We start from the raw sequence: 22691 nt of genomic DNA on the forward strand, positions 1-22691 counted from the left end.
ATTTTATCATCATTCATAACAACTCACAAACTAAAAGATTAAGGAGATTTCGTGTCATGCAAAATATTTTTCAACGCTCTTGGAGCGTCACGCTGTTGGCGTTGTTCAACACGTTTTTATGGGGCAGTGCTTTCCCGTTCATTAAATTAAGTTATGAGGCGTTAGACATCGGGGCAGGCGAGTACGGCCAACAACTGTTCTTTGCCGGCGAACGGTTTTTACTGGCTGGTATTCTGTTGCTCGTGATCAGCCGGCTCGTCTTCAAGCGGCCGATCCGATTGAATGCGGAAAAATTGAAGGCATACGCACACTTAGGGGCGTTCTTGACGTTTTTGCAATATCTGTTCTTCTATATCGGATTATCCATCTCGACCGGGGTGCAAGGGTCGATCATCGCCGGCTCGACATCGTTCTTCCAAATGGCGCTCGCACATTTCCGCTATGAAGATGATCGGTTGAACCGGTTGAAAGGCATCGCGCTCACCCTCGGCTTCTCAGGAATCGTCATCGCGAACTGGCCGACAGCAAGCTCGGAAATCGGTTTTGGAATCGGTGAGATCCTTCTCATCTTGGCGATGGTGTCTGGCGCGTTCGGGAACTTGGTCGCGAAAGACTACTCGCGACATCATGACGTCGCCCCGATGACCGCTTGGGCGATGGTGATCGGTTCGCTCGGTCTGTTGATCGTCGGATTTATCCTTGACCCGGGAGGCGTATTCTTGCCTTACACGGTCAAGACGCTATTGTTCCTGTTATACCTCGCATTGTTATCAGCGGTCGGTTTCACGTTGTGGAACACGCTCATGAAGCACAACCCGGTGAGCCGGGTGTCGCTCTATATGTTCTTTGTTCCCTTGTTCGGTGTCCTATTATCGAGTTTACTGCTCGGTGAGACGATTCCTTGGAACGCGCTCGTCGGGTTGCTATTCGTCATCGCCGGCATCTACTTGTCAACGTATTTTCAAGGTCGTCGTCGGCCGGGCGGCTCTGTTGCGAAATGAGTTCGAGGTACAGTTGACGGAAGTTTATTTTCATGACAAAATATATTAAAAATTCTGAAAATTTTTCAGTTATGAATCGGTCTTCGTTGTAAAGACTTGCGTACGACAAGTTAACAGAAGGGAGGGTTTGTGCCATGACGAGAAATTTGATTGTCCGAAACATCCTCGTGTCGCGCCAGCCGCGAGACGAGTACGTCAAGTACGTGATGAAGTGCGTGAGTCGCGGATTGAAAGAACATCACGACCAAGTCGATGTGCGCGCCGTCAGGCAAGGCGATGACATCCAGACGAAGTGGCAAATCAACGATCGTGTCATCGAGGTGACGCTCAAGTCCGACGTATTGGCATCGCTCGATACGGAGCCGTTCGCTCTCGATGAGGTGTTCATCCGGGCATTCGAACGAAACGATGTCAGAGTCGGGCCGCCAAACGAATGACAAACGAAAAGGATGAATCTCCGCGGAGACTCATCCTTTACTTATGCTTCGATCGGTTTGGCTTTTGACGTGAACAGGCTGATCGACAGGATGCCGAGGATCAAGGCGTACATGAGGAAATATACTTCTTTAGGCAACGCGACCCAAAACGCACCGATCATCGGACCGCTGATCGACCCGACACTGAACGAGATGCTGTACAGCATGTTGCCGGTCGGTAAGAGTGAGCGGGGCAACACTTCCGTCATATGGGCGAGGCCGAGCGAATAAGTGGAACCGAGTCCGGCACCGGCCAAGGCAAACAAAACGAGCAACCACAAATAGTTGTCGACGGCGAGGTTCGCGAGTGCGAACAAGAGCGTACCGAGCGTCAAGACAATTTGAAGGACGCGTTTCTTCCCGAAGTGATCGGCGAGCCGTCCGAGCGGCAACTGGACGATGATGGACGCGACGATGAACGTCGTGATGAGCGTGCTCGTCTGTGCGAGCCCGATGTCGTTACGGACGGTGAAGATCGGCAAGTTCGCATTCAGGCTCGCTTCAAGAAAGCCGTATGTAAAAGCCGGGAGCAGCGTGTACCCGGCGCCGATCAAGACGAGGCGGATGCGTCCGGTCGAATCCGTCTTCACTTTCTCCGCTTCGGGGTACTCGTTGTCGACCTTGAAGATAAGGAAGAGTGATCCGAGACAGAAGAAGATCAAGATGAGGAACGGGAGCCAAAAGTGAATATCGACGAGCGGGGCGATCAACGGACCGACCGCAAACCCGAGACTGAACGACATCCCGTAATACGCCATCGCCCGGCCGAGACTCCGTTTCTCGCTCACGGACGTGACCCACACTTGCGAGCCGTAGTGAAGCGCCGAGTCCCCGAATCCGATGACGAAGCGCATGACGGCCCACATGAGCAGTGACGGCCAGAGCGGTAAAAAGAACGTGGCGAGCGCCGTCAACACGATGCCGAGCACGATCGTCGGGCGGAATCCGTATTTGCGGACGAACCGTTCGAGTAGCGGCGCCGAGACGATGATGCCCAAATAGAGCATCGTCGCGTTCAGTCCGTTCAGCCAGGCCGGGTTGCCGTCACGTTCGATTAATGTGGATAGTAAAGGGATGAGCGCCCCTTGAATCAAGCCTGAAATAAAAACGACGAGCAATAAGATCGAAAAACGAAACCGTTCCATAGTTCACCTCATATACAAAAATAAAAAGCTGAGAGGTCTCAGCTTTTTGGTTCATCAATCGGTTGGGGAGTATGATTTATTTGCAGTAACTCGTCGTCCCAACTGCCTTGACTGAATACTTCATCATGGTCTACTTTGTCCGAAACGAATGCGGCTGTCAATAAGATGCTGAGCACGCCTCCGAAAATGATGATTCCCATGACGGTAACGATGAACACATAGATCGCTGTCATCATCGAACACCTCGATTCGTTTTATATACTAAATATTTCCCGGATCGAAATAATTAAAACGAGTGGGCGACACGTTGTCTAAAGTCGACTGTCGGATAGTACGCTTGTTTGACGAGTGCGTTCGGTCCGAGGCATTTGACGGCGGGACAATGGCACGACAGTGTGGCGTTCAACGCGCTGTTCGTCCATTGATCGTACGCGTCTTGGAACGACGTATCGTACAACGTGCCGAGTGTGCCGAGTTCGTCTCCGAAGTCGGTGACGATGATCTGACCGTCAAAAATGTTCGTGTTCAACCGGGAGCGTCCGTCCGGGTCGTTGCGGACCGTCACGTTTTTCGCGGTCGAGAGTCGCCGCAGTAAGGCGCGGTCGGCTTCTGAGTCCGAGCAGGCGTAAAACGGCAACGTTCCAAACAGCATCCAGACGTTCTCGTCCCGAATGTCGAGTACGTCATGGATAGCTTGACGGATCTCGTCGAGAGAGGCCGACTCGAGCGCGCTAGCGAAGTCTGCGGGGTACATTGGGTGCAATTCTACTCGCTGGCAACCGAGCGAGACGATTTCCTCGTGAATCTCTTGTGAACTACTCACCACTTATTTGCTTCGCAACTTGAAGTGGGAGCTTCTTGGGAAGACCGTGCTTTGACCAGCCACGGTTGTGGACCAAGCTCGTCGGGCAGTCCCTGCCCTGGAGTGTTTCAGTCGGCGAGACCCAACAGGTTGAGGCTCGCGTTGACGTCGCGGTCATGGTGCGTGCCGCATACGGCGCATGTCCACTCGCGGACGTGCAGGTCCTTCTTGCCGCCGTTCTCGCCACAGGCCGAACAAACCTGGGTCGAGGCGAACCACGGGTCGGCCTGGATCAGTGTGCGGCCGTGGAACCTGCATTTGTAGGCGAGCTGGCGGACGAACTCGCCCCATCCGGCGTCCCCGATCGACTTTGCCAGGCGGCGGTCCTGCATCATCTCCCTCGGTTTCAGCGTCTCGACGACGACGACTTGGTTCTCGTCGACGATGCGTCGTGACAGCTTGTGGAGGAAGTCATGTCGGCGGTTCCGTACCTTTTCATGCTTTTTGGCCAATAGGAGCCGCGCCTTCTCGCGGTTCCGGCTGCCGGGCTTCTTGCGGGAGAGCGAGCGCTGCGCCCGTCTCAGCCGTTCCTCGGCCTCGCGCAGGTTGCGCGGGTTCGGGACCTTCTCCGTCACGAGCGCGTCGTTCGTCATGACGGCGAAGTGCCCGAGGCCGAGGTCGATCCCGATTTTGTGCTCGGCCGGGACCCAGGGCTCGTCGGCCTGCTCGACGAGGAGCGACACGAAGAATTTGCCCGTCTTCGTCATCGACACGGTCGCCGACCGGATGGCCCCGTCGAAGATTCGGTGCTGTGTGAACCGGATGAACCCGACCTTCGGGAGCCGGACCCGGTCCCCCTCGATGCGGATCGTGCCGTGCTGGTTGTTCGTCGTGTAGGAGGCGCGCGATTTCCGTCTCGACTTGAACACCGGAAAGCCGGCCGTCCCGGCGAAGAACTTCGCGAACGCCGCGTCGAGGTGCAGCTTCGCGTTCGCGAGCGCGAGGCTGTCCGCCTCACACAGGAACGGGAACAGGGGCTTGTACGAGGCCGGTGTCGGCAGTTTTCGCTTCGGGCCGGTCCCAGCCTTCGCCTCCTCGTGGATGGCGATGCGGTCCTCGAGCAGCTTGTTGTAGATGAACCGGGCACAGCCGATCGTCCTGACCAGGAAATCGGCCTGTTCCGACGTCGGGTGGAGCCTGTATTTGTAGCCATTCAGCATGTCTCCCCCTCCTCTCGGCCGATGATCGTGATGAACGCCTTCCTCATCCGATACCCGCGACGGGGGAAGGGAAATCTGACGGAATCACGAACTTATGTTCGTCATATCTGTCACAGGGGTGGCCAAGAAGTTTATGTACGGGCGATTCATCTCCCACCTACGCTGGGCTTCGCCCCAGACGCTTAGAGGTGGGAGAATTCTCGCTTAATTATGTTGAATGTGGGATTGTCCGCTTGTTGATCATCGTCTCGGCCGATACGATGACCCCTTCGGCCGTGAGGGCTCGGGCATTGTCCTTCATCGTCTGAAGCATCTTGAGCCGAGCGGATTCGCTCGGCTTGCGGTCCATCATCGCGAAACCGCCCTCTAAGAAATCGTCGTCCGTTCCCCAATTATGAGAAATGTGCAAAACGTCGAGGTAAGGGGTAATAAGATGATAGCGAGATAGCGGCAACGTCAAGTTCGAGTTAATCTGTGTGCGGGCACCGCGCTCCTTAGCGTAGCGTAGAAGCGGGACGACATAGTTTCGAACTGACTTCATCGACAGCATCGGCTCACCGCCCGTGATCGAGAACGCGCGCAAGTGCTCGATCTCGTCGAGGCGCGAGATCAACAGCTCGAGCGGGACCTCGGGTTCTTCCGTTTGATCGAGCATATAGCCGACCGCACAATGCTCGCAGCGCATATTGCATAGTTTCGTCGTCGTCACTTCGACGTTCGAGAGGACGAGTCGACCGAACTCGGTTTGATCGAGATACGCTTCCCACGGATCGAACGTCGTCGAGATGTTTTGCATGTGGATTCCACCTTTTTGTCAAGTTACACGAAATAGTATGCTATAATAACAACTCTTTGTCACTAAGCGAAGGAGCGATCATGAGATGGGTAAATCACGAACAGATACGGCAGGAAAAATGAACGTGTTAAAATCGAGAACGGAGTTACTGTGCTTATCAGTCAACACGTTAGACGAATTCACGACGCCAGAGGATTTGCATCGATTGTTAGCTGATATTGATTCCTTACGTGCGAAAGTCGTACGTTACGCCAAAGATTTAGAACAAGTATCTCGAAAGGATGAAACACATTGAAATTGATCGTAGGAGAACGTGCAAGCACGAAAGCAGAACGGTTAGGCATTAACGGGGAGGGCATCGCGATGATCAATCGGATGGTCATCTTTATCCCGAACCTGTTACCAGGGGAACGAGCCGACATTGAAATCACGCGCATCGAACGAAACTATGCCGAGGCGCGGGTCACGAAGCGACACAACGACTCGCCGGACCGGGTCAAACCGCCGTGTCCGATTTATGACGAATGTGGCGGTTGCCAGATTCAACATATGAGTTCACGTCTGCAAATGGACTATAAAGAAGACATCGTCCGCAACGCGTTCCGTCAGAAGACGAAGTTGAACGTCGATAAGTCCGATATCCGTCCGACGAAAGGGATGGAGAACCCTTGGTACTATCGCAATAAGTCCCAATTCCCGTTGTCAGTCCAACGCGGCGAAATCGTCTCAGGCCTCTACAAGCCGAACTCGAACGACCTCGTGCCGATCGAGCACTGCATGGTGCAACAACGTGATACGACGAACGTCAACAACGCCATCGTCCGTATTTTGAACGAGCTCGACATCCCGGTCTATGACGCGAGACGTGACGTCGGTTTTGCCCGGACGATCGTCGTCCGTTCAGGTTACAAGACGAACGACGTTCAAGTCGTTCTCGTCGTCGGGAGTGAGGACGTACCGAACTTGGATACGCTCAGCGACCGCATCATGGAATTGCCGAACGTCGTCTCGTTCCATATCAACATCAACTCGAACCGGTCGGGCGTCATCTTCGGTTACCGAACGGTCCACATCGCCGGTCAAGACAAGATGGACGAGCAGCTAGACGATGTGCATTACCACTTGTCGCCACGTGCTTTCTTCCAACTAAATCCGGCCCAAACCGAAGTCATGTACCGTGAAGTCGTCGAGGCAGCTGGTCTGACTGGTGAAGAACGCGTCATCGATGCGTACGCCGGTGTCGGTTCAATCGGACTTTGGCTCGCACCGCACGCGAAAGAGATTCGCGGGATGGAAGTCGTGCCTGAAGCGGTTGAAGACGCGAACGCCCATATGCGCGAGAACGGCTACAGTCATGCGACATACGTCGAGGGGCGCGCTGAACATTGGATTCCACGCTGGGTGAAAGACGGTTGGATTCCTGACGTGATCGTCGTCGATCCACCGCGGACCGGTGTGGACCACCAGCTCCTAAACGCGATGATTTCTTCGAAAGCGAAACGGATCGTCTACGTATCATGTAACCCGCAGACGCTCGTGCGCGACGCGGATCAGCTCATGAAAGCTGATTATAAGATCAACTACGTCCAACCGTACGATATGTTCCCGCAAACGGCTCACGTCGAATCGATTGTCGTCTTCGAGAAAAAGAAGAAGAAAAAATATTGACGGGACCGTGAAAACGCTTGTCAAGAAAACGTTTTCACGTTATAGTTCAGATGTCAGACTTCTTTTTTAAATTCAAGAAGCGGAGGAACATTCAATGATTCCACATGAAAAAGTTCAAGAGCTCGTTCATAAGGCGATTGACGCGCGGTCGCGCGCATATACACCTTACTCGAAGTTCAACGTCGGTGCCGTCGTCATCGATGAGACGGGTAAGGAAATCTTAGGTTGTAACGTCGAGAACGCGTCGTACGGTTTGTCGATGTGTGCGGAACGGACTGCCATCTTCAAGGCGGTGTCGGAAGGCAGCAAGTCGATCGACACGGTCGTCGTCGTCGGAGACACGGAAGGCCCGATCTCGCCATGCGGCGCTTGTCGTCAAGTCATCGCCGAGTTTGCGAGTGACGACTTCACGTTGATCTTGGCCAACATGGCCGGTGAGACGAAAGTGATGACAAAAGAAGAGATGCTGCCATACGGCTTCTCGCCAAAAGACTTAACATGAAAATAAGGATGCGGACAACTTTGTCCGCATCCTTATTTGTTGCCGTCATATTTTTTCTCGCTGACCGAGTCGTCTTTTGAGTGGCGCTTTCGTTTCTCGTCTTTCACTTTTTGATTTAGCTCTTCGACCGGGATCGGGTCGACCGTCTCCATGCCTTCTTGGTCAAAGATGCTCTCTTTGTCCGTATCGACGGCGTCCGGATTATCGAACGGTCGTTTTGACGGTTGTTCCTGCTTCTTCATCTCCATCGCCTCCTTCTTTGAGTGTTATTCCACTTCCTGATTTTGTGTAAACGCTTTAGAAAAGTGTTTCAAGTTTCGGGAACAGTGGAATTATCTGTGCATAGTGACTAAGGAGGGGTATTGGATGGATAAGAAAGTATTGATGGGGATCGTGCTCGGTGTGGCTGGTGCTGCACTCGTCGCGCCGAAAGTCGCGGCGCTGTTGACGCAAGACCGCAAGGATAACATGTGGAGCAAGATGGACAAGATGGAGAGTGTCGATTCCGATAAAGACGAGGCGGAAGCAGGGCTGACACAACTCGATTCGAACAACCGGGCCGAGTGGCAAGCGAACGGGTTCCCGCAGACACACGCCGAACGCGATCGGCTCATGAACGAATCAGATGATGCCTATAAAGGCAAAGATATTTAAAAAGAGGCAGCCGCGGCTGCCTCTTTTATATGTCTTCATCGTCTGGCAAGAGCGGCAAAGCAAGCGACACGGTCGTGCCGCTGCCGACTTCGGACGTGAAATGCATCGAGCCGCCATGGCGTTCCATGATGTGCTTGGCGATGGCGAGCCCGAGTCCGGTACCGCCGTCTTCACGCGTCCGCGATTTGTTGACGCGGTAAAAACGTTTCGTCAATTGATCGAGATCTTCTTTCGGGATGCCACGGCCTTCATCGCGAATCTCGGTGATGGCATAGTTCTCTTCCGCGAACGTCCTCACATGGATCGACTTGCCGGCATCCGTATAACGAAGGGCGTTATCAAGTAAGTTTCCGACGACTTGCTCGAGGCGATCGTGATCCCCGAGAATGATGAGGTCAAAGTCGAGATCCGCTTTGATGGTGACGCCTTTCGCGCGCGCGATCGGTTCAAACCGGTATAACACGTCTTCGAGCACTTGTGAGTACACGACCGGTTCTTTCGTCATCGGATACGAATCGCGTTCGAGCTGGGCGAGGTCGAGCAGGTCGTTGACGAGTCGTTGCAACCGCTCCGTCTCGTTCTCGATGATGTCGTAATACTGGGCTTGCGTCTTCTCGTCGAGCGTCGGGTCTTGCAGCATCTCGGTATACCCGCGAATGTAAGATAGCGGGGTCCGGAGCTCATGGCTGACGTTCGCCAAAAATTCTTTGCGCTGCTCCTCGACGAGTCCGAGCGACTCGGCCATCCGGTTGAGCGTCTCGGCCAAGTCACCGATCTCGTCATCGGAATCGATCGGGATGCGGTGCGTGAAGTCACCTTTGGCATACACTTGGGAAGCGCGCTTCATTTGGATGAGCGGTTGAATGATCGTGTCGATGATTTGCGTCCCGAAAATGAGCAAGTTGACAATCATCAAGATGAGCAAGAACGTGATCATCAGCCGGATCGGCTGGAACGGCTCACTGATTTTACTCAGCTCCATATAGAGGATGAGGGCATTATCGAGTTCGCCGTCACGGATGAGCGGGAACGCCGACATGAGAATGTCGACATCCTCGGTCGGGTGCTTGCGCGTGACCGAGATGGCGTACCCGTCTTGCAAACGAGCGAGATCTTGTTCGCGTAAAAACGTCTTCCCGGAGCCGAGACTATCTTCCCGTACGGACGAGAGGAACACTTTCGTTTCGGTCAGTTCGTTCGTGTACGTCATGCTGTCGGCGAACGCGTCGGAGAAGCCGTCCGCCTTATAGATGGTGACGAGTTTCTCTCCGCGGTTGATCAGCAGTTCTTCTTGCGTCTGAATGTAAAACTTGTCGTACAAGTAAAACGTCATGATGATGAACACGAACGCAGAGAAGAGGCTGGCCGTCCAGATGGTGATCCAAATCCGCTTCCGGATCGTGTATTGCTTCATACGTTCGCCTCGAACTTGTAGCCGATCCCCCAGACGGTCTGGATGTAGCCACCGGCTTCGCCGAGCTTGAGACGGAGCGTCTTAATGTGCGTGTCGACCGTCCGGAGATTGCCGTGGTATTCGGTACCCCAAATCTGGTCGAGGAGCTGTTCCCGAGAGAACACTTTGTCTTCGTTCGTGATGAACAAGTAGAGGAGATCGAACTCCTTGCGTGTCAAGTTGACAGTTTTGCCTTTCACGCTGACGGCGCGCCCCTCGATATCGATCGATAAGATACCAGCGTCGAACGTGGCTTCTTGTTCTTTTGAGAAGTTGTGCGTGCGCCGAAGTGTCGCTTCGATTCGGGCGAGCAGTTCGCGCGGGCTGAACGGTTTTGTGATGTAGTCGTCCGCGCCGATCTTCAATCCGTGAATCCGGTCGAGTTCTTCAGACCGGGCCGTCAGCATGATGATCGGGACGTTCGAAAACTCACGGATGCGCATGCAGGCAGTCAGACCGTCGAGCTCGGGCATCATGACGTCGAGCAAGACGAGGTGGAACGACTTTTCTTTTAACAAGTCGATCGCCTCAAGGCCGTTCGTGGCGGTGACCGTCTCATAGCCTTCTTTTGCTAAATTGGAAACGAGCAAATCTCGCATCTGCTCCTCATCGTCGGTTACTAAGATTCGAAATACTGGTTCTATCATCTGGCATTCTCCTTTACAAACCGGTTAACGAAGGATGTGATAATTCCCTCATACTTCTATCATACCTATCTCTTCGAATTAGAACAGAATTATTCATTCTCGTAAAGTTGTCCTCAACAAATCCACACAAAAACGCCACAAAAAAGCCAATTCTTTGTCAGAATTGGCTTATGCTTCGAGTTGGGCTTCGTACGAATGATCGAACTCAGGCGCATGAAGTGAATGCAAGTACAGCTGGAAGCTCGACTTCGACACTTCATACAAGACGTATTCGACGTCACCGCTATTAACTTCTGCTAACAAATCGGGCCGGATCTCATCGGCGCAAAACGCATAAGGAAGTTTTGCCGCCGCCGCGATCGAACGCTCATTTGCCTTACGAATCTTTAAAAATACACTCTCAATATCAAGGTCGAAGAACAGCTCTGAGAAGAACGTTTCTTTCGCGACTTGATTGTAACCTTTCCCATGGTACGGTTTGCCAAGCCACGTACCGAGGAAGCCGTAACCGGTTTCCACATCGAACAAGCTGATCGTCCCGATCGGGGTACCGAACTCGTTCGTAATTGTACGTGAGATGATGTTTCCTTGCTCTTCTAGCTCGATGATTTGCTTCGTGCTAAATAAAAACTCGTCAAAGTGGACCGTCTTTTGACGGACATATGGAAAGACATCTGGGTGTTGCATCAGTTCGAACAACTCCGCGCAGTCGGTAAGCTCACGAAATTTGAGCACCAAACATTCCTCCTCCTAGTTCAGACCGCTGAAGAATAGTTGTAACGAAAGCATACTTCTGGCTACGTTGTTCGAACTTGCCTTGGCTGCTCTCTTTTATGAGTTACAAGATTATTTTATAGACTTTTTTTGAAAAAGCAAGCAAATAAAATGTAACTTCACAAAAAAATAAAAGAGCGCTTTCACGGCTGGGGTTACTCACATTTCATGATGGGTTTTCGAGCGATCCGTCGAGTAGACGATGCGGCCGTCGACGATGGTCATGATCGGCTTCGACATGTAGTCGAGCGGGAAGTGACTCCACAAGACGAGGTCGGCGTCTTTGCCGACTTCGAGTGACCCGACGCGGTCATCAACCCCGAGTGACTGGGCCGGATGAATCGTGATGGCGCGCAGGGCGACGTCGACTGGAAGGCCTTCACGGGCGGCAAGACCGGCGCATAGATTCAAATATTGGACCGGGGTATATGGATGGTCGGTCGTGATCGAGACGATCATATCGTGTTCATGCAAGATACGGTACGTCTCCCACGTTTTGTTTTGAAGTTCGATTTTAGATTTACGGGTGAACGTCGGTCCGACGGTGACATGTTTGACGCCGAGTTCACGTAACTTCTCCGCGACGAGGTGACCTTCCGTACAGTGCTCAATCCGGTAATCGAGATCGAACTCTTGAGCGAAACGGACGACCGAAAGAATGTCGTCGGCACGGTGGGCGTGGACACGGACCGGCATCTTCCGGTCGAGCGCGAGTTGGATCATCTGACTCCCGAACGTACCGATCGTCTTCGTCGAATCGACGGTCCGGAACGCCTCTCGCAATAGTCCCATGATGCCCATGCGGGTCAACTCACCGGATTTCCCCATACTGTGGACGCGTTTCGGGTTTTCGCCGAGAGCAAGTTTCAAGCCGGCATACCGGCGTAACACCATATCCTCGATAAAGCGACCGTGCGTTTTAATGACGCTCGTCACTCCGCCGATGACGTTCATGCTACCCGGCATGACTTGGACCGCCGTGACACCGGCCATGAGCGCTTCACGGAAGCCTTCATCGAGCGGATAAACCCCGTCGATGGCCCGGGCGTGCGGTGTCATCGCTTCGACCGTCTCATTGGCGTCATTCCCGACGGAACCCGTCCCTTCGTCATACAGTCCGAGATGGGTGTGGGCATCGATGAAACCGGGGAACAGGAAGTTGCCTTCCGCCTCGATGACGGTCTCGCCGTGCGTTGGATCTAACAAGTCCGCCATTTCGACAATTTTTCCATCTTTTATGCGAATGTCCCCGTAAAAGTTTGGCGCGGTGATCGGGTAAATATGAGCGTTACGAATTAATAGATTACTCACGAGCTGTCTCCTTTCAAGTCAAATGCAGTAGTTGTTTTAGTGCGGGTTCTAACGTCTCATAGCGAAAACGGAAGCCGTGATTGAGCGCTTTTGTCGGAACGACTTTGGCACCTTCAAGTACGATCACGCTCTTTTCGCCGAGTGCGAGTTTGAGGATCGGGGCCGGAGCCGGGGCCCAGTGCGGCCGATGCATCACTTGTCCGAGCGTCTTTCCGAACTCGTCCATCGTCACTGGTGTCGGCGCCGTCCCGTTGACCGGTCCGTGTATCGAATCGGTCTCGATGATGTAGACGAATAAGCGGACGAGATCGTCTATGTGGATCCAAGGGACCCACTGTTTTCCGGAACCGAGCCGTCCGCCGGCACCGAGCGTGTAGGGCAGCTTCATGAGCGGGAACGCGCCGCCGTCGTTTGACAAGACGACACCAGTTCGCATCGTGGCGAGACGAATGTCCATATCGGCGACAGGCGCGATTTCTTTCTCCCACAAGACGCAGACGTTTCCTAAGAAGTTGGTCCGGTCCGGGAGCGGTGTCGATTCCGAGTAAGTGATCGACCGGTCTTCGCCGTAAATGCCGATCGCTGACCCGCTGATGACGACGTCCGGTTTCTGCTTCATGTTTTTGATGATGCGAACGACTTCTTTCGTCCCATCGATACGGCTTTGGAGGATGGCTTGTTTTTGTTTGTGCGTCCAGCGTCCGTCGTTAATGGAGGCGCCTGCCAAGTGGATAAAGGCGTCGACATCTTGGAGTTCGGTCTCGGGACGGCTGTCTGGCGTCAACCATTCGACGAACGAGATGCCTCCTTGACGTGGGCGCGGATGGCGCGTCAAGACGACGACTTGATGACCGGCCTCGGCTAGCGCCCGAACGAGCGGCCGACCGATCAATCCGGTACCACCGGTGATTGCAATTTTCATGTGAATCCCTCCATTATTCTTGAAGCGTTTTCAAATCGGGTATGATAACGGTAAATACAATAGCTAATTAAATAAATACCCTTTCTTTTAACTTATCAAAAATCCTTCTGAAAAGGGGAACGTGATATGTTAGAAGCAGGAAAAGGAGGGGGTTTCATGAAAATCAGCAAGTTTACGGCTCAAAAGAAAAATAAGGACCGCTTGAACGTCTTCATCGAGAAAGACGGGCAAGAAGAGTTCGCGTTCGCCATCGATTTAGACGTCTTCATTAAATATGGATTGACGAAAGGGATGGAACTTGAAGACGATTTTGTCCGTGACGTCCTTCAAGCCGAAGAAGAACAGAAAGCATACAAAGCAGCCGTCAATTATTTATCGTACCGAATGCGTGCCGTTTCAGAGGTCCGTGACTATCTCGTGAAGAAAGAGATAGATGAGGCGGCCATCAAGCGCGTGATTGACAGATTGATTGAACAACGCTACTTGAACGATGCCGAATTCGCCAAAGCCTACACCCAAACGAAGTTTAACACGAGTCCGAGCGGGCCGATCAAAATCAAGCGGGAACTGGTCCAGCTTCGAATCACACCTGAAATCATCGAAGAGGTCATCGCTGCGATCTCGCACGAAGACCAACTTGAGAAAGCCGGAAAGTTCGTAAATAGGAAACAACTGGAAACGAATCGCCGTTCCGCCACAGAAGTGCAACAAAGAATTCAACAAACCCTGGTGCAAAGAGGATTTACGTTTGATATCATTTCAGAGGCGATCCTTACGTTTTGGGAAAACGAGGATGAGGACGTCGAGCTTTCGGCTTGCTTGAAGCAGGCTGAAAAACTGAGTCGGAAGTACAACGGGTATGCCCCATATGAGCGGAAACAGCGCGTGAAGATGCAGCTTCGGAGCAAAGGATTTCCGTATGAGGTGATTGACCGGACTTTAGAACGACTCGCTGAACAAGAGACATAACGGGAAATTCATTTACGGCAGGGGAAAAAAATCTGAAAAGGTGGGTCTACATTGACGATTTTTGAATGGATTACAGCACTTGTGCCAATTTTGGCTGTGCTTGTATTATTGGTTATTATGCGTTTACCAGCATCGGTTGCGATGCCACTCTCGCTCCTATTGACAGCGCTACTTGCGTTCTTCGTCTGGGAACTTGATGCAACCCGCATTACAGCGGCGGTGTTACAAGGAATCGTCATCGCGATCACGGCAGCATGGATCGTGTATGGCGCGATCGGGATGATGAATACGATGAAAGAGGGCGGCGGTATGAACGCCATCCGTTCCGGTTTTGTCACCATCACACCGGATCCGCGGATTCAAGTCCTCATCGTCGGCTGGTTGTTCGTTTCGTTCATTGAAGGTGCTTCAGGCTTTGGGACACCGGCGACGGTGGCGGCCCCGCTATTGATCGCACTAGGTTTCCCGCCAATCGCGGCTGTTGTAATCGCCTTGTCGGCCGACGTATCGGCCGTCACGTTCGGTGCAGTCGGGACACCGGCTTTGATCGGGATTGGTAACGGACTCTCGCTCGATGTGAGCAAGCCGGAATCAATCGAATTTTTGACAAGTGTCGTCTTACAGACGGTATTGATCGATATGCTCGTTGGTCTTTTTATCCCGTTCATTTTGATTTTGATGCTGACTCGATTCTTTAGTAAAGCGAAGTCGGTCAAACCTGCATTCGAAGTACTGCCGATTGCCCTCGTGGCGGCGCTCGTCTACAGCGTTCCGGCTTATATTTGGACGCTCATCCTCGGATTTGAATTTGGGGGCATGCTCGGTGGCTTGACTGGTCTTGTGATTCTCGTCGCGATGGCACGAAAAGGTATTCTCATGCCAAAACGGATTTGGACGTTTGACGGTTACGCCGACGAGCTCGACGAACCGGTTGAACAGCCGACAGTTGGGAAAGGGAAACGTGAACTTCCGCAGTGGAAAGCATGGGCACCTTACTTGATTTTGACGATCTTCCTCATCTTGACACGGACGGTCCCGTTCTTGAACGAGTTGACGCGCAGTGTCCGGATTGACCTCCCGAACATTTTAGGGGTAGAAGGAATCTCGACGTCGTGGGAGCCGTTCTATTCACCAGGGTTCATGTTCATCTTGACGATGATTGCGACGTTCTTCTTGCACAATATGAGTTGGTCGCAAGTGACGTCGGTCTTTAAAGCGACGACACTCGGCATCGGCGGAACGTTAATCACGCTTGCGGCGTCAGTTCCAATGGTTCGAATCTTTATCCATTCAGAGAATGGCGGAGCTGGACTCGCATCGATGCCAGTCGAACTCGCGACGGCTGCAGCGGACACGTTTGGTGGTGTTTGGCCGCTTGTCGCACCGTGGATCGGGGCGCTCGGAGCGTTCGTATCGGGATCGGCCACGTTCTCGAACATGATGTTCTCGAGCTTGACGACGAATGTCGCCGATTCGGTCGGGATGAGTGAGACGCTCGCCTTGTCGATGCAGATGGCCGGCGCGAACGCTGGTAACATGATCTGTGTGCTGAACGTCGTCGCGGTCGCTTCGGTAGCGGGTCTGCTCGGTAAAGAAGGAACGATCATTCGCTACACGCTCATGCCGATGATCTATTACGTGACGGCAACAGGGATCGTCGGGATGATTCTCGCGACGTTCTTCTTAAACTGAAACAAGTTACAATATTTTTACAAAAAAATATTGACAATTTTCTGAACAGTCTGCTAAGGTTTTAGTAGATTTTCAAACTATGAAGAGAGAGGAGCCAACATGATGAAGTACATCACTACACTACAACGCACACACACAACATCATATGGCTACTCGTATTTGACTGCGTAAAATGGCAGCTGGATAGGGGTAGTGTCTTTTCCCTGACCATGCAAATGACTGAAGACTTTCAAGCGTACTTCATCCGATTGGTTGCACAATCAGGTGGAGTGCGCTTTTTTGCGTGCTCGGAAAGGACGGAAGGGGGAATCAGTCGTGAAACTGATTAAACAATTGGATTGGTTTATTAAGAGGCAGAAACGGACGTATGTCATTGCGATCATTTTGCTCATCATTACCGGGGTCATCGATATGCTCCCGCCATGGATTATCGGGCAAGCGATCGATGCGATCCGCGAAGGAAGTTTGACGACGGAACGGCTCATCACAATCGTCGGCTCACTGCTAGGCATCATGGTGTTATCGTACGTTTTATCGTACTTGTGGATCGCGCGTCTATTCGGGACGGCGTTCCTGCTCGAGAAAAAACTGCGGGCCCGATTCTTCGGGTATTTGCTCAAACAGACGCCACGGTTTTATCAACAGCACCGCACCGGGGACTTGATGGCGCTCGCGACAAATGATTTGAAAGCGGTTGAACGGACGGCCGGCTTTGGTGTCATGACGCTCGTCGATTCGTTCAACATGACGCTGATCGCATTGACGATCATGGGGGTGTTCATCGATTGGAAATTGACGCTCGCGGCACTGTTGCCGATGCCGTTACTCGCCTGGTCGATGAATAAGCTCGGCCGTCAAATTCACGCCCGCTTCACGGCGGCCCAAGATTCGTTCGGCGTTATGAACGACCAAGTCGTCGAATCGATTTCAGGACTTCGCGTCATCCGTTCGTTCGTGCAAGAAGAGGCAGATACGAAGAAGTTCGATACGATCACCGACGACGTCATGGCGAAAAACATGCACGTCGCTAAAATTGACGTCTTATTCGAACCGGTCATCAAACTGCTCGTCGGTTTGAGTTACTTGATCGGCTTGTCGTTCGGGACGTACCTCGTCTTTACGAATGACATCACGCTCGGTCAACTCGTCTCGTTCAACATTTATCTCGGGATGCTCATCTGGCCGATGTACGCGTTCGGTGAGTTGATCAACGTCGTCCAACGCGGGACGGCGAGCTTAGAGCGGATCGAAGCGACGATGAACGAAGCGCCGGACGTCGTCTCGAACGGTACGGTGCAAGTCGACGTGCCAGAGAAGATCACCTTCAAATCGTTATCGTTCCGCTATCCGGGTGCGAGCCGCCCGTCGCTCGAAGACATCGTGCTCCACGTATCACGCGGAGAAACGATCGGAATCGTCGGACCGACCGGGGCCGGCAAAACGACGCTCCTGCGTCAGCTGATCCGCGAATATCCGATCGACGACTCGTTGCTCGTCAACGGGATCCCGGTTCACCAAATTAAACTCGACACGGTACGAGGTTGGAGCGGTTACGTGTCACAAGAACATCTATTGTTCTCGAAGACGGTCCGCGACAACATCTTGTTCGGGGCCGATGACGCGACCGAAGCCGACCTCGAGACGGCGATTCGGCTTGCGGCGTTTGATACCGATATCGAGCATTTAGAGAACGGGCTCGATACGGTCGTCGGCGAGCAAGGGGTCATGCTGTCAGGCGGACAGAAACAACGTCTGTCGATTGCGCGTGCGCTCTTGAAAGACCCAGAGATTTTATTGCTCGACGATTCGCTCTCGGCGGTCGATGCGAAAACGGAAGCCCGAATCATCGATTCGGTCCGGACGAGCCGTGCCGAACAGACGACGTTCATCGTCGCGCACCGCTTGTCTGCCGTTTCCCACGCTGATCAAATCCTTGTCTTGCAAGACGGTCGCGTCACGGAACGCGGCACACATGACCAACTGATGAAACAGCACGGTTGGTATTTCGAACAGTTCAATCGACAAGGAGAGACGGAGTAATCCGTACGAAAGGGGGAATCTCTTATGATCGATCAACACGAATTAGATCCGGTCCGTAGGAAAAAGACGATTCGCTCACTCGTTGGCTATGCCAAACAAGTGAAGCGCTCGATTTTCCTCGGGTTGATCCTACTCTTTTTAGCGGTCGGCGCAGAACTTGCGGGACCGTATATCGCAAAAATCATCATCGATGACCATATCGTCGCCATCGAGCGCGACTGGGTTCAAGTCGAGGCCGGGGGCAGTGTCTCGTTTGACGGCAATAACTATGAGAAAGAGACGCGGTTGGACGGGCAAGACGTCGTCCGTCCCGTCTCGATCGTTCAGACGACCGAAGGCTACTATCTCGTACCGGACGCCGTCATGAGCGGTGGGGTCAGAGAAGTCGATAACGGCGCCTTGACCATCACGCGGAGTGAGGAGACAGCGACGTACGACAACATCGTGCCGTTGTCTTCGACCGACGTCTTCCAGTTTTATGAGACGGATCTTCGGGCCGTTTTCGTCTTATCTGCCATCTACGTCGTCCTGTTGTTCATCGCGGCAGGTCTCAACTGGGGGCAACAGATGCTCTTACAACGTTCGGCGCATACAATCGTTAAGACGATGCGCCTTGACGTCATGAGGCATTTGCAGACGATTCCAGTCCGTTACTTTGACCAGACGCCGATCGGGAAAATCGTCAGCCGGGTCACGAACGATACGGAGACGATTCGTGATTTGTATTTGGGCGTTCTCGCCCGCGTCTTCCAAAGCGTCGTCATGATGATCGGTGTTTTGATCGCCATGTTCTTCCTAGACGTCCGCCTCGGACTCGTCTCGCTCATCATCATCCCGGTCGTCATCGTCTGGGTGAAGTTGTTCCAGCGTCTCTCGACCCGGAACAACTTTAAAGTCCGGGCGCTCGTCGCCGATATGAACGCACAATTGAACGAGAGCATCCAAACGATGCCAATCATTCAATCGTATGTGCGGGAAGATCTCGTCTATGATGAGTTCGACGTCAAGAACAGCGACAACTTCCAGACACGCCGGAAACTGTTGAAGCTCGACGCTCTTATGTCGCACAACTTGGTCAACTTCTTCCGCAACATGGCACTCGCGCTCCTCATTTGGGTCGTCGGTGCGCAAACGCTCGGAACGGGCAGTGTGCTCACGCTCGGGATACTTTACGCCTACATCGATTATGTGTCCCGTATTTTTGAGCCGGTGACGCAAATTATGAACCAGTTGTCACCGCTCCAGCAAGCGCTCGTTTCGGCGGACCGAATGTTCCAACTGCTCGATGAGACAGGCGAAAACGTATCGTCTGAGCGCATTCCGCGCTTTAAAGGCGAAGTCGTGTTCGACGACGTGTCGTTCAGCTATGAGGCTGGGAAACCAGTGTTGAAACACATCGACATTCAAGCGGCACCTGGTGAGACGATCGCGCTCGTCGGTCATACCGGTAGCGGCAAGAGTTCGATCATGAACTTGCTCATGCGCTTTTACGACCCGTCGTCAGGAAAACTTTGCATCGATGGGATGGACGTGACGAAACTTCCGACGCAAGCCGTTCGGGACCATCTCGGTATCGTGCTGCAAGACCCGTTCTTGTTCACGGGCTCGATTCGGACGAACGTGACGCTCGGTGACGAGACCATTCCCGATGAACGGATTTGGCAAGCGTTGACGGCGGTCGGTGCCGATCGGTTCGTCAAGCAGCTGCCGCAAGGACTCGACGAGCCTGTCATCGAGCGCGGCGCTTCACTCTCGAGCGGAGAGCGGCAATTGATTAGTTTCGCCCGGGCGCTCGTGTTTGACCCGGCCATCCTCGTCCTTGACGAGGCGACGGCTAGTGTCGACTCAGAGACAGAGGCGCTCATCCAAGACGCGCTGAAGACGCTCACGTACGGACGCACAACGTTCGTCATCGCGCACCGATTGTCGACGATTCGTGAGGCCAATCAAATCCTCGTCCTCGACCACGGTCAAATCATCGAGCGCGGGAATCATCAGTCACTCATCGCTGACGGTGGTGTTTACGCCCGGATGCATGAGTTGCAAAGTAAACAGCAAGTGATCAGCTGAGAAAGGAAACGTTATGGAGATCATCGGCAAATATAATCAAGCTAAAGTGTTCAATGAACGGATTGATGATATGACGCGCGCACAGATTCAAACGCTCGTCGACCAACCGTTCACGGAAGGGGCAGCGATTCGAATCATGCCCGACATGCATGCCGGCAAAGGTTCGGTCGTCGGGACGACGATGACGATTCACGACAAAATCGTACCGAACCTCGTCGGTGTCGATCTCGGGTGTGGCATGCTTTGCACCGAGATCAATGTGAAGCGGATCGATTTTCAAAAACTTGACGATGTGATTCGTCAATTCGTTCCGAGTGGGATGAACATCCGGGAGTCGGCGCATTCGTACGCGTCAAAGGTTCCACTAGAAGACGTTCGCGCCCCGTATAAGCTAGACCGGGCGTTACGCTCGGTCGGGACACTTGGCTCGGGCAATCATTTCATCGAGGTGAACCGTGATGATCATGGACGGACGTTTCTCGTCATCCATTCGGGTTCACGCCACCTCGGTGTCCAAATTGCTGAACACTATCAGCAGCGAGCGATCCGTCATATGATGGATACGACAGAAGTACAGAATGAGATCGAGCGTTTGAAAGAAACTGGACGCGAAGGTGAGATTCAAGCTTATCTCGAGTACGCGAAGACGGCGAAACAAGGATTGCGAGATCTCGCCTATGTCGAAGGGGCAGATATGGACGACTACATGCATGACGTTCGGATTGCCCAACAATACGCGGCAAGTAACCGACTGGCGATGACCGATGTCATCGTCGAAGCGATGAACTGGAACGTCGTCGATCAGTTCGATACGGTGCATAACTATATCGATCACGACGACATGATCCTCAGAAAAGGGGCGATTTCCGCAAAAGCCGGAGAGCGCGTCATCATCCCGATGAACATGCGTGACGGGTCGCTTATCTGTACCGGAAAAGGCAACCCGGACTGGAACTTCTCAGGTCCGCATGGCGCCGGGCGCATCATGTCGCGCTCAGCGGCACGAAAACGCGTCGACTTTAACGAATTCAAAAAGTCGATGGAAGGCGTCTGGTCGAGTTCGGTTCGGAAGTCGACAATCGATGAATCGCCGTTCGTCTATAAATCGATGAAAGAGATTGTGCGCTATATTGAACCGGCCGTCACGATTGATCAACTGATTAAACCGCTTTATAACTTCAAGGCGAACTGAACATTATTCAGTTTCGCCTTTTTCTTTTACTCGAAAAATCTGATACGCTACAAGTGAGGTGAACGAAATGGAAAAACGGTTGAGTGCGTTATCAAAGTATGAGCTCGAGCAAGAAATTCGTGACTTGCATGAGCGGAAACGAAAAGCCGAACAGATGGGTATGGTGAGTGAGATTGAGGTCGTGCTTCGCCGCATCGCCATCGCGGAGAGTTATTTGATTGATCCGGCATCGTTCAAGCCAGGTACGACGTATATCGTCAACTACAATAATCGTCCGTTCCGATTAAAGTTTGTCAACGGCGTCATGGGTTGGGGAACGTTTGAAGGAGAAGCGATGGAACATGCGATCCCGCTCTCTGAGTTATCGGAGGTGCGCGTATGAACCGATCAGACCAATACAAGCGGTTGGCAGAAATCTTAAGAGATAAGAACGACTTGTTGAATGAAGACGAGGCGTTAACGTGGGTCGAGGTGTTGTGGGAAGATTTTGAGACGACGCTCGCCCGCGCTGGTGAACCGTACCCAGGGGAAGCGAAGTCATTCCAATACGTCGTTCAACAAATCGATGCGTACGGGGCGCAATTGCACTTATTTCAAACGAAAAACGAAAAATTCAAACACCTGATTTCAAAACGAGATCTCCACTAAAAAATCACGCGATCCTCGCGTGATTTTTTGCTTGCAAACGTGGTACAGTTGGTTATAATAAGGTCGCTATTTGTTTGCTTTAGAGTTGAGTATTTATAAACTTTCTTTAGTGAGTATCATGTATCACTAAACTTTCCTTAGAAAGGGAAGGAGGAACACAGTTTGGAAGTCGGTCAAAACATTAAACGACTCCGCGTCAAAAAAGGGTTGACCCAAGAAGAGTTGGCGGAACGTACCGATTTGAGTAAAGGCTACATTTCTCAAATCGAGCGTGATTTGAGTTCCCCTTCGCTAGAAACGCTGTTCGACTTATTAGAAGTGCTTGGATGCTCGCCAAAAGAGTTCTTTGATGAGGAGATCAATCAAAAAGTCGTCTATACGGAAGGCGACCGCACGGTATATGTCGACGAGAATCGGCTATACCGGACGGAGTGGCTCATCCCGGAATCCAATGAGAAAGAGATGGAACCGATTTTGCTCACGTTCTCAAAACAAGGGGAGTTCAAACGGTACGAGCCGTCGCGCGCGGAAACGTTCGTTTACGTACTGTCTGGCCGCGTCGCCCTCAAACTCGGGAACCATACGTATTTCGCCAAATCGGGCGAGACGTTGTACTATGTCGCCTCAGACGCGCATCAGCTCGTCAACGATTTTGATGGCGCAAGCGAGTGTCTCGTCGTCGCCACACATTCGTATTTATAACAAGGGA

General features: G+C 52.6%; 23 protein-coding genes and 2 pseudogenes. 14 read left to right on the forward strand and 11 right to left on the reverse strand.

Annotated elements, in window-relative coordinates:
• The first annotated feature begins 56 nt into the window (after positions 1–56).
• Both EVJ32_RS04270 and EVJ32_RS04275 read left to right on the forward strand, forming a co-directional pair.
• Positions 57–1001 (forward strand): DMT family transporter, encoded by a 945-nt coding sequence (locus EVJ32_RS04270; protein ID WP_131456883.1) that lies wholly within the window; start codon positions 57–59, stop codon positions 999–1001.
• Between the two features lie 134 nt (positions 1002–1135).
• The gene (locus EVJ32_RS04275) at positions 1136–1438 is read left to right on the forward strand and encodes a hypothetical protein (RefSeq protein WP_016510464.1); all 303 of its coding nucleotides are present in this window, start codon (positions 1136–1138) and stop codon (positions 1436–1438) included.
• Positions 1439–1479: 41 nt separating this feature from the next.
• On the opposite strand, the gene EVJ32_RS04280 is transcribed toward EVJ32_RS04275, so the two are convergent.
• The 5 genes and pseudogenes from EVJ32_RS04280 to yfkAB (EVJ32_RS04300) all read right to left on the reverse strand — a co-directional run.
• A complete protein-coding gene (locus EVJ32_RS04280; RefSeq protein ID WP_131456885.1) occupies positions 1480–2622 on the reverse strand; it encodes an MFS transporter in 1143 nt (380 codons plus the stop codon).
• Positions 2623–2660: 38 nt separating this feature from the next.
• The gene (locus tag EVJ32_RS04285) at positions 2661–2855 is read right to left on the reverse strand and encodes a hypothetical protein (protein WP_233589689.1); all 195 of its coding nucleotides are present in this window, start codon (positions 2853–2855) and stop codon (positions 2661–2663) included.
• A 53-nt stretch (positions 2856–2908) separates the two neighbouring features.
• Positions 2909–3433 (reverse strand): annotated as a pseudogene (gene yfkAB / locus EVJ32_RS04290) (radical SAM/CxCxxxxC motif protein YfkAB); the annotation flags it as partial.
• A 119-nt stretch (positions 3434–3552) separates the two neighbouring features.
• Positions 3553–4644, reverse strand: a complete 1092-nt coding sequence (locus tag EVJ32_RS04295) for an RNA-guided endonuclease TnpB family protein (RefSeq protein WP_131456887.1) — start codon at positions 4642–4644, stop codon at positions 3553–3555.
• Between the two features lie 217 nt (positions 4645–4861).
• Positions 4862–5440: pseudogene (yfkAB, locus tag EVJ32_RS04300) on the reverse strand (radical SAM/CxCxxxxC motif protein YfkAB); the annotation flags it as partial.
• Between the two features lie 85 nt (positions 5441–5525).
• Between yfkAB (EVJ32_RS04300) and EVJ32_RS04305 the strand changes: the two are divergent.
• The 3 genes from EVJ32_RS04305 to cdd all read left to right on the forward strand — a co-directional run bounded on the left by EVJ32_RS04305 (position 5526) and on the right by cdd (position 7610).
• On the forward strand, positions 5526–5735 hold the full coding sequence (locus tag EVJ32_RS04305; RefSeq protein ID WP_016510454.1) for a hypothetical protein: 210 nt from the start codon (positions 5526–5528) through the stop codon (positions 5733–5735).
• Positions 5732–7108, forward strand: coding sequence for a 23S rRNA (uracil(1939)-C(5))-methyltransferase RlmD (rlmD, locus tag EVJ32_RS04310; protein WP_131456889.1), 1377 nt, complete (start codon positions 5732–5734; stop codon positions 7106–7108). Before EVJ32_RS04305 ends, rlmD begins: the two co-directional genes overlap by 4 nt.
• A gap of 94 nt (positions 7109–7202) precedes the next feature.
• Positions 7203–7610, forward strand: coding sequence for a cytidine deaminase (gene cdd, locus EVJ32_RS04315; protein ID WP_016510463.1), 408 nt, complete (start codon positions 7203–7205; stop codon positions 7608–7610).
• A 32-nt stretch (positions 7611–7642) separates the two neighbouring features.
• On the opposite strand, the gene EVJ32_RS04320 is transcribed toward cdd, so the two are convergent.
• Entirely contained in the window at positions 7643–7852 is a 210-nt protein-coding gene (locus EVJ32_RS04320; RefSeq protein ID WP_070328939.1) for a hypothetical protein, read from the reverse strand.
• Between the two features lie 124 nt (positions 7853–7976).
• Between EVJ32_RS04320 and EVJ32_RS04325 the strand changes: the two genes are divergently transcribed.
• Positions 7977–8264 (forward strand): hypothetical protein, encoded by a 288-nt coding sequence (locus EVJ32_RS04325; protein ID WP_131456891.1) that lies wholly within the window; start codon positions 7977–7979, stop codon positions 8262–8264.
• Between the two features lie 25 nt (positions 8265–8289).
• Here the strand turns inward: EVJ32_RS04325 and EVJ32_RS04330 are convergent, their stop codons facing one another.
• From EVJ32_RS04330 to EVJ32_RS04350, 5 genes are all read right to left on the reverse strand, one after another.
• Entirely contained in the window at positions 8290–9678 is a 1389-nt protein-coding gene (locus EVJ32_RS04330; RefSeq protein WP_131456893.1) for a sensor histidine kinase, read from the reverse strand.
• Positions 9675–10364 carry a response regulator transcription factor gene (locus EVJ32_RS04335; RefSeq protein WP_131456895.1) on the reverse strand — a complete coding sequence of 230 codons (690 nt, stop codon included), beginning with the start codon at positions 10362–10364 and terminating at the stop codon, positions 9675–9677. The genes EVJ32_RS04330 and EVJ32_RS04335 overlap by 4 nt, the downstream gene beginning before the upstream one ends.
• Before the next feature lie 168 nt (positions 10365–10532).
• The gene (locus tag EVJ32_RS04340; RefSeq protein WP_131456897.1) at positions 10533–11099 is read right to left on the reverse strand and encodes a GNAT family N-acetyltransferase; all 567 of its coding nucleotides are present in this window, start codon (positions 11097–11099) and stop codon (positions 10533–10535) included.
• 198 nt (positions 11100–11297) lie between these two features.
• Positions 11298–12449, reverse strand: a complete 1152-nt coding sequence (locus tag EVJ32_RS04345; protein WP_131456899.1) for an amidohydrolase — start codon at positions 12447–12449, stop codon at positions 11298–11300.
• Between the two features lie 13 nt (positions 12450–12462).
• Positions 12463–13371 carry a TIGR01777 family oxidoreductase gene (locus EVJ32_RS04350; protein WP_131456901.1) on the reverse strand — a complete coding sequence of 303 codons (909 nt, stop codon included), beginning with the start codon at positions 13369–13371 and terminating at the stop codon, positions 12463–12465.
• A 156-nt stretch (positions 13372–13527) separates the two neighbouring features.
• Here EVJ32_RS04350 and recX point away from each other — a divergent pair, with 156 nt between their 5' ends.
• The 8 genes from recX (at position 13528) to EVJ32_RS04390 (ending at position 22684) form a co-directional block, all read left to right on the forward strand.
• Positions 13528–14340 carry a recombination regulator RecX gene (recX, locus tag EVJ32_RS04355; protein ID WP_236634170.1) on the forward strand — a complete coding sequence of 271 codons (813 nt, stop codon included), beginning with the start codon at positions 13528–13530 and terminating at the stop codon, positions 14338–14340.
• A 51-nt stretch (positions 14341–14391) separates the two neighbouring features.
• On the forward strand, positions 14392–16032 hold the full coding sequence (locus tag EVJ32_RS04360) for an L-lactate permease (RefSeq protein ID WP_131456905.1): 1641 nt from the start codon (positions 14392–14394) through the stop codon (positions 16030–16032).
• Between the two features lie 315 nt (positions 16033–16347).
• Positions 16348–18072 (forward strand): ABC transporter ATP-binding protein, encoded by a 1725-nt coding sequence (locus EVJ32_RS04365; RefSeq protein WP_131456907.1) that lies wholly within the window; start codon positions 16348–16350, stop codon positions 18070–18072.
• 24 nt (positions 18073–18096) lie between these two features.
• Positions 18097–20142 carry an ABC transporter ATP-binding protein gene (locus EVJ32_RS04370; protein WP_131456909.1) on the forward strand — a complete coding sequence of 682 codons (2046 nt, stop codon included), beginning with the start codon at positions 18097–18099 and terminating at the stop codon, positions 20140–20142.
• A gap of 13 nt (positions 20143–20155) precedes the next feature.
• Positions 20156–21334: an RtcB family protein gene (locus EVJ32_RS04375; RefSeq protein ID WP_131456911.1), complete on the forward strand. Its 1179-nt coding sequence runs from the start codon at positions 20156–20158 to the stop codon at positions 21332–21334.
• Between the two features lie 67 nt (positions 21335–21401).
• On the forward strand, positions 21402–21716 hold the full coding sequence (locus EVJ32_RS04380; RefSeq protein WP_016509407.1) for a YfhH family protein: 315 nt from the start codon (positions 21402–21404) through the stop codon (positions 21714–21716).
• The gene (locus EVJ32_RS04385) at positions 21713–21982 is read left to right on the forward strand and encodes a YfhJ family protein (RefSeq protein ID WP_070328950.1); all 270 of its coding nucleotides are present in this window, start codon (positions 21713–21715) and stop codon (positions 21980–21982) included. The genes EVJ32_RS04380 and EVJ32_RS04385 overlap by 4 nt, the downstream gene beginning before the upstream one ends.
• A gap of 162 nt (positions 21983–22144) precedes the next feature.
• On the forward strand, positions 22145–22684 hold the full coding sequence (locus EVJ32_RS04390; protein ID WP_131456913.1) for a helix-turn-helix domain-containing protein: 540 nt from the start codon (positions 22145–22147) through the stop codon (positions 22682–22684).
• Positions 22685–22691 lie beyond the last annotated feature (7 nt).

It is taken from the genome of Exiguobacterium sp. SH5S4 (genome assembly GCF_004337045.1).
Classification (GTDB): Bacteria; Bacillota; Bacilli; order Exiguobacteriales; family Exiguobacteriaceae; genus Exiguobacterium; species Exiguobacterium aurantiacum_A.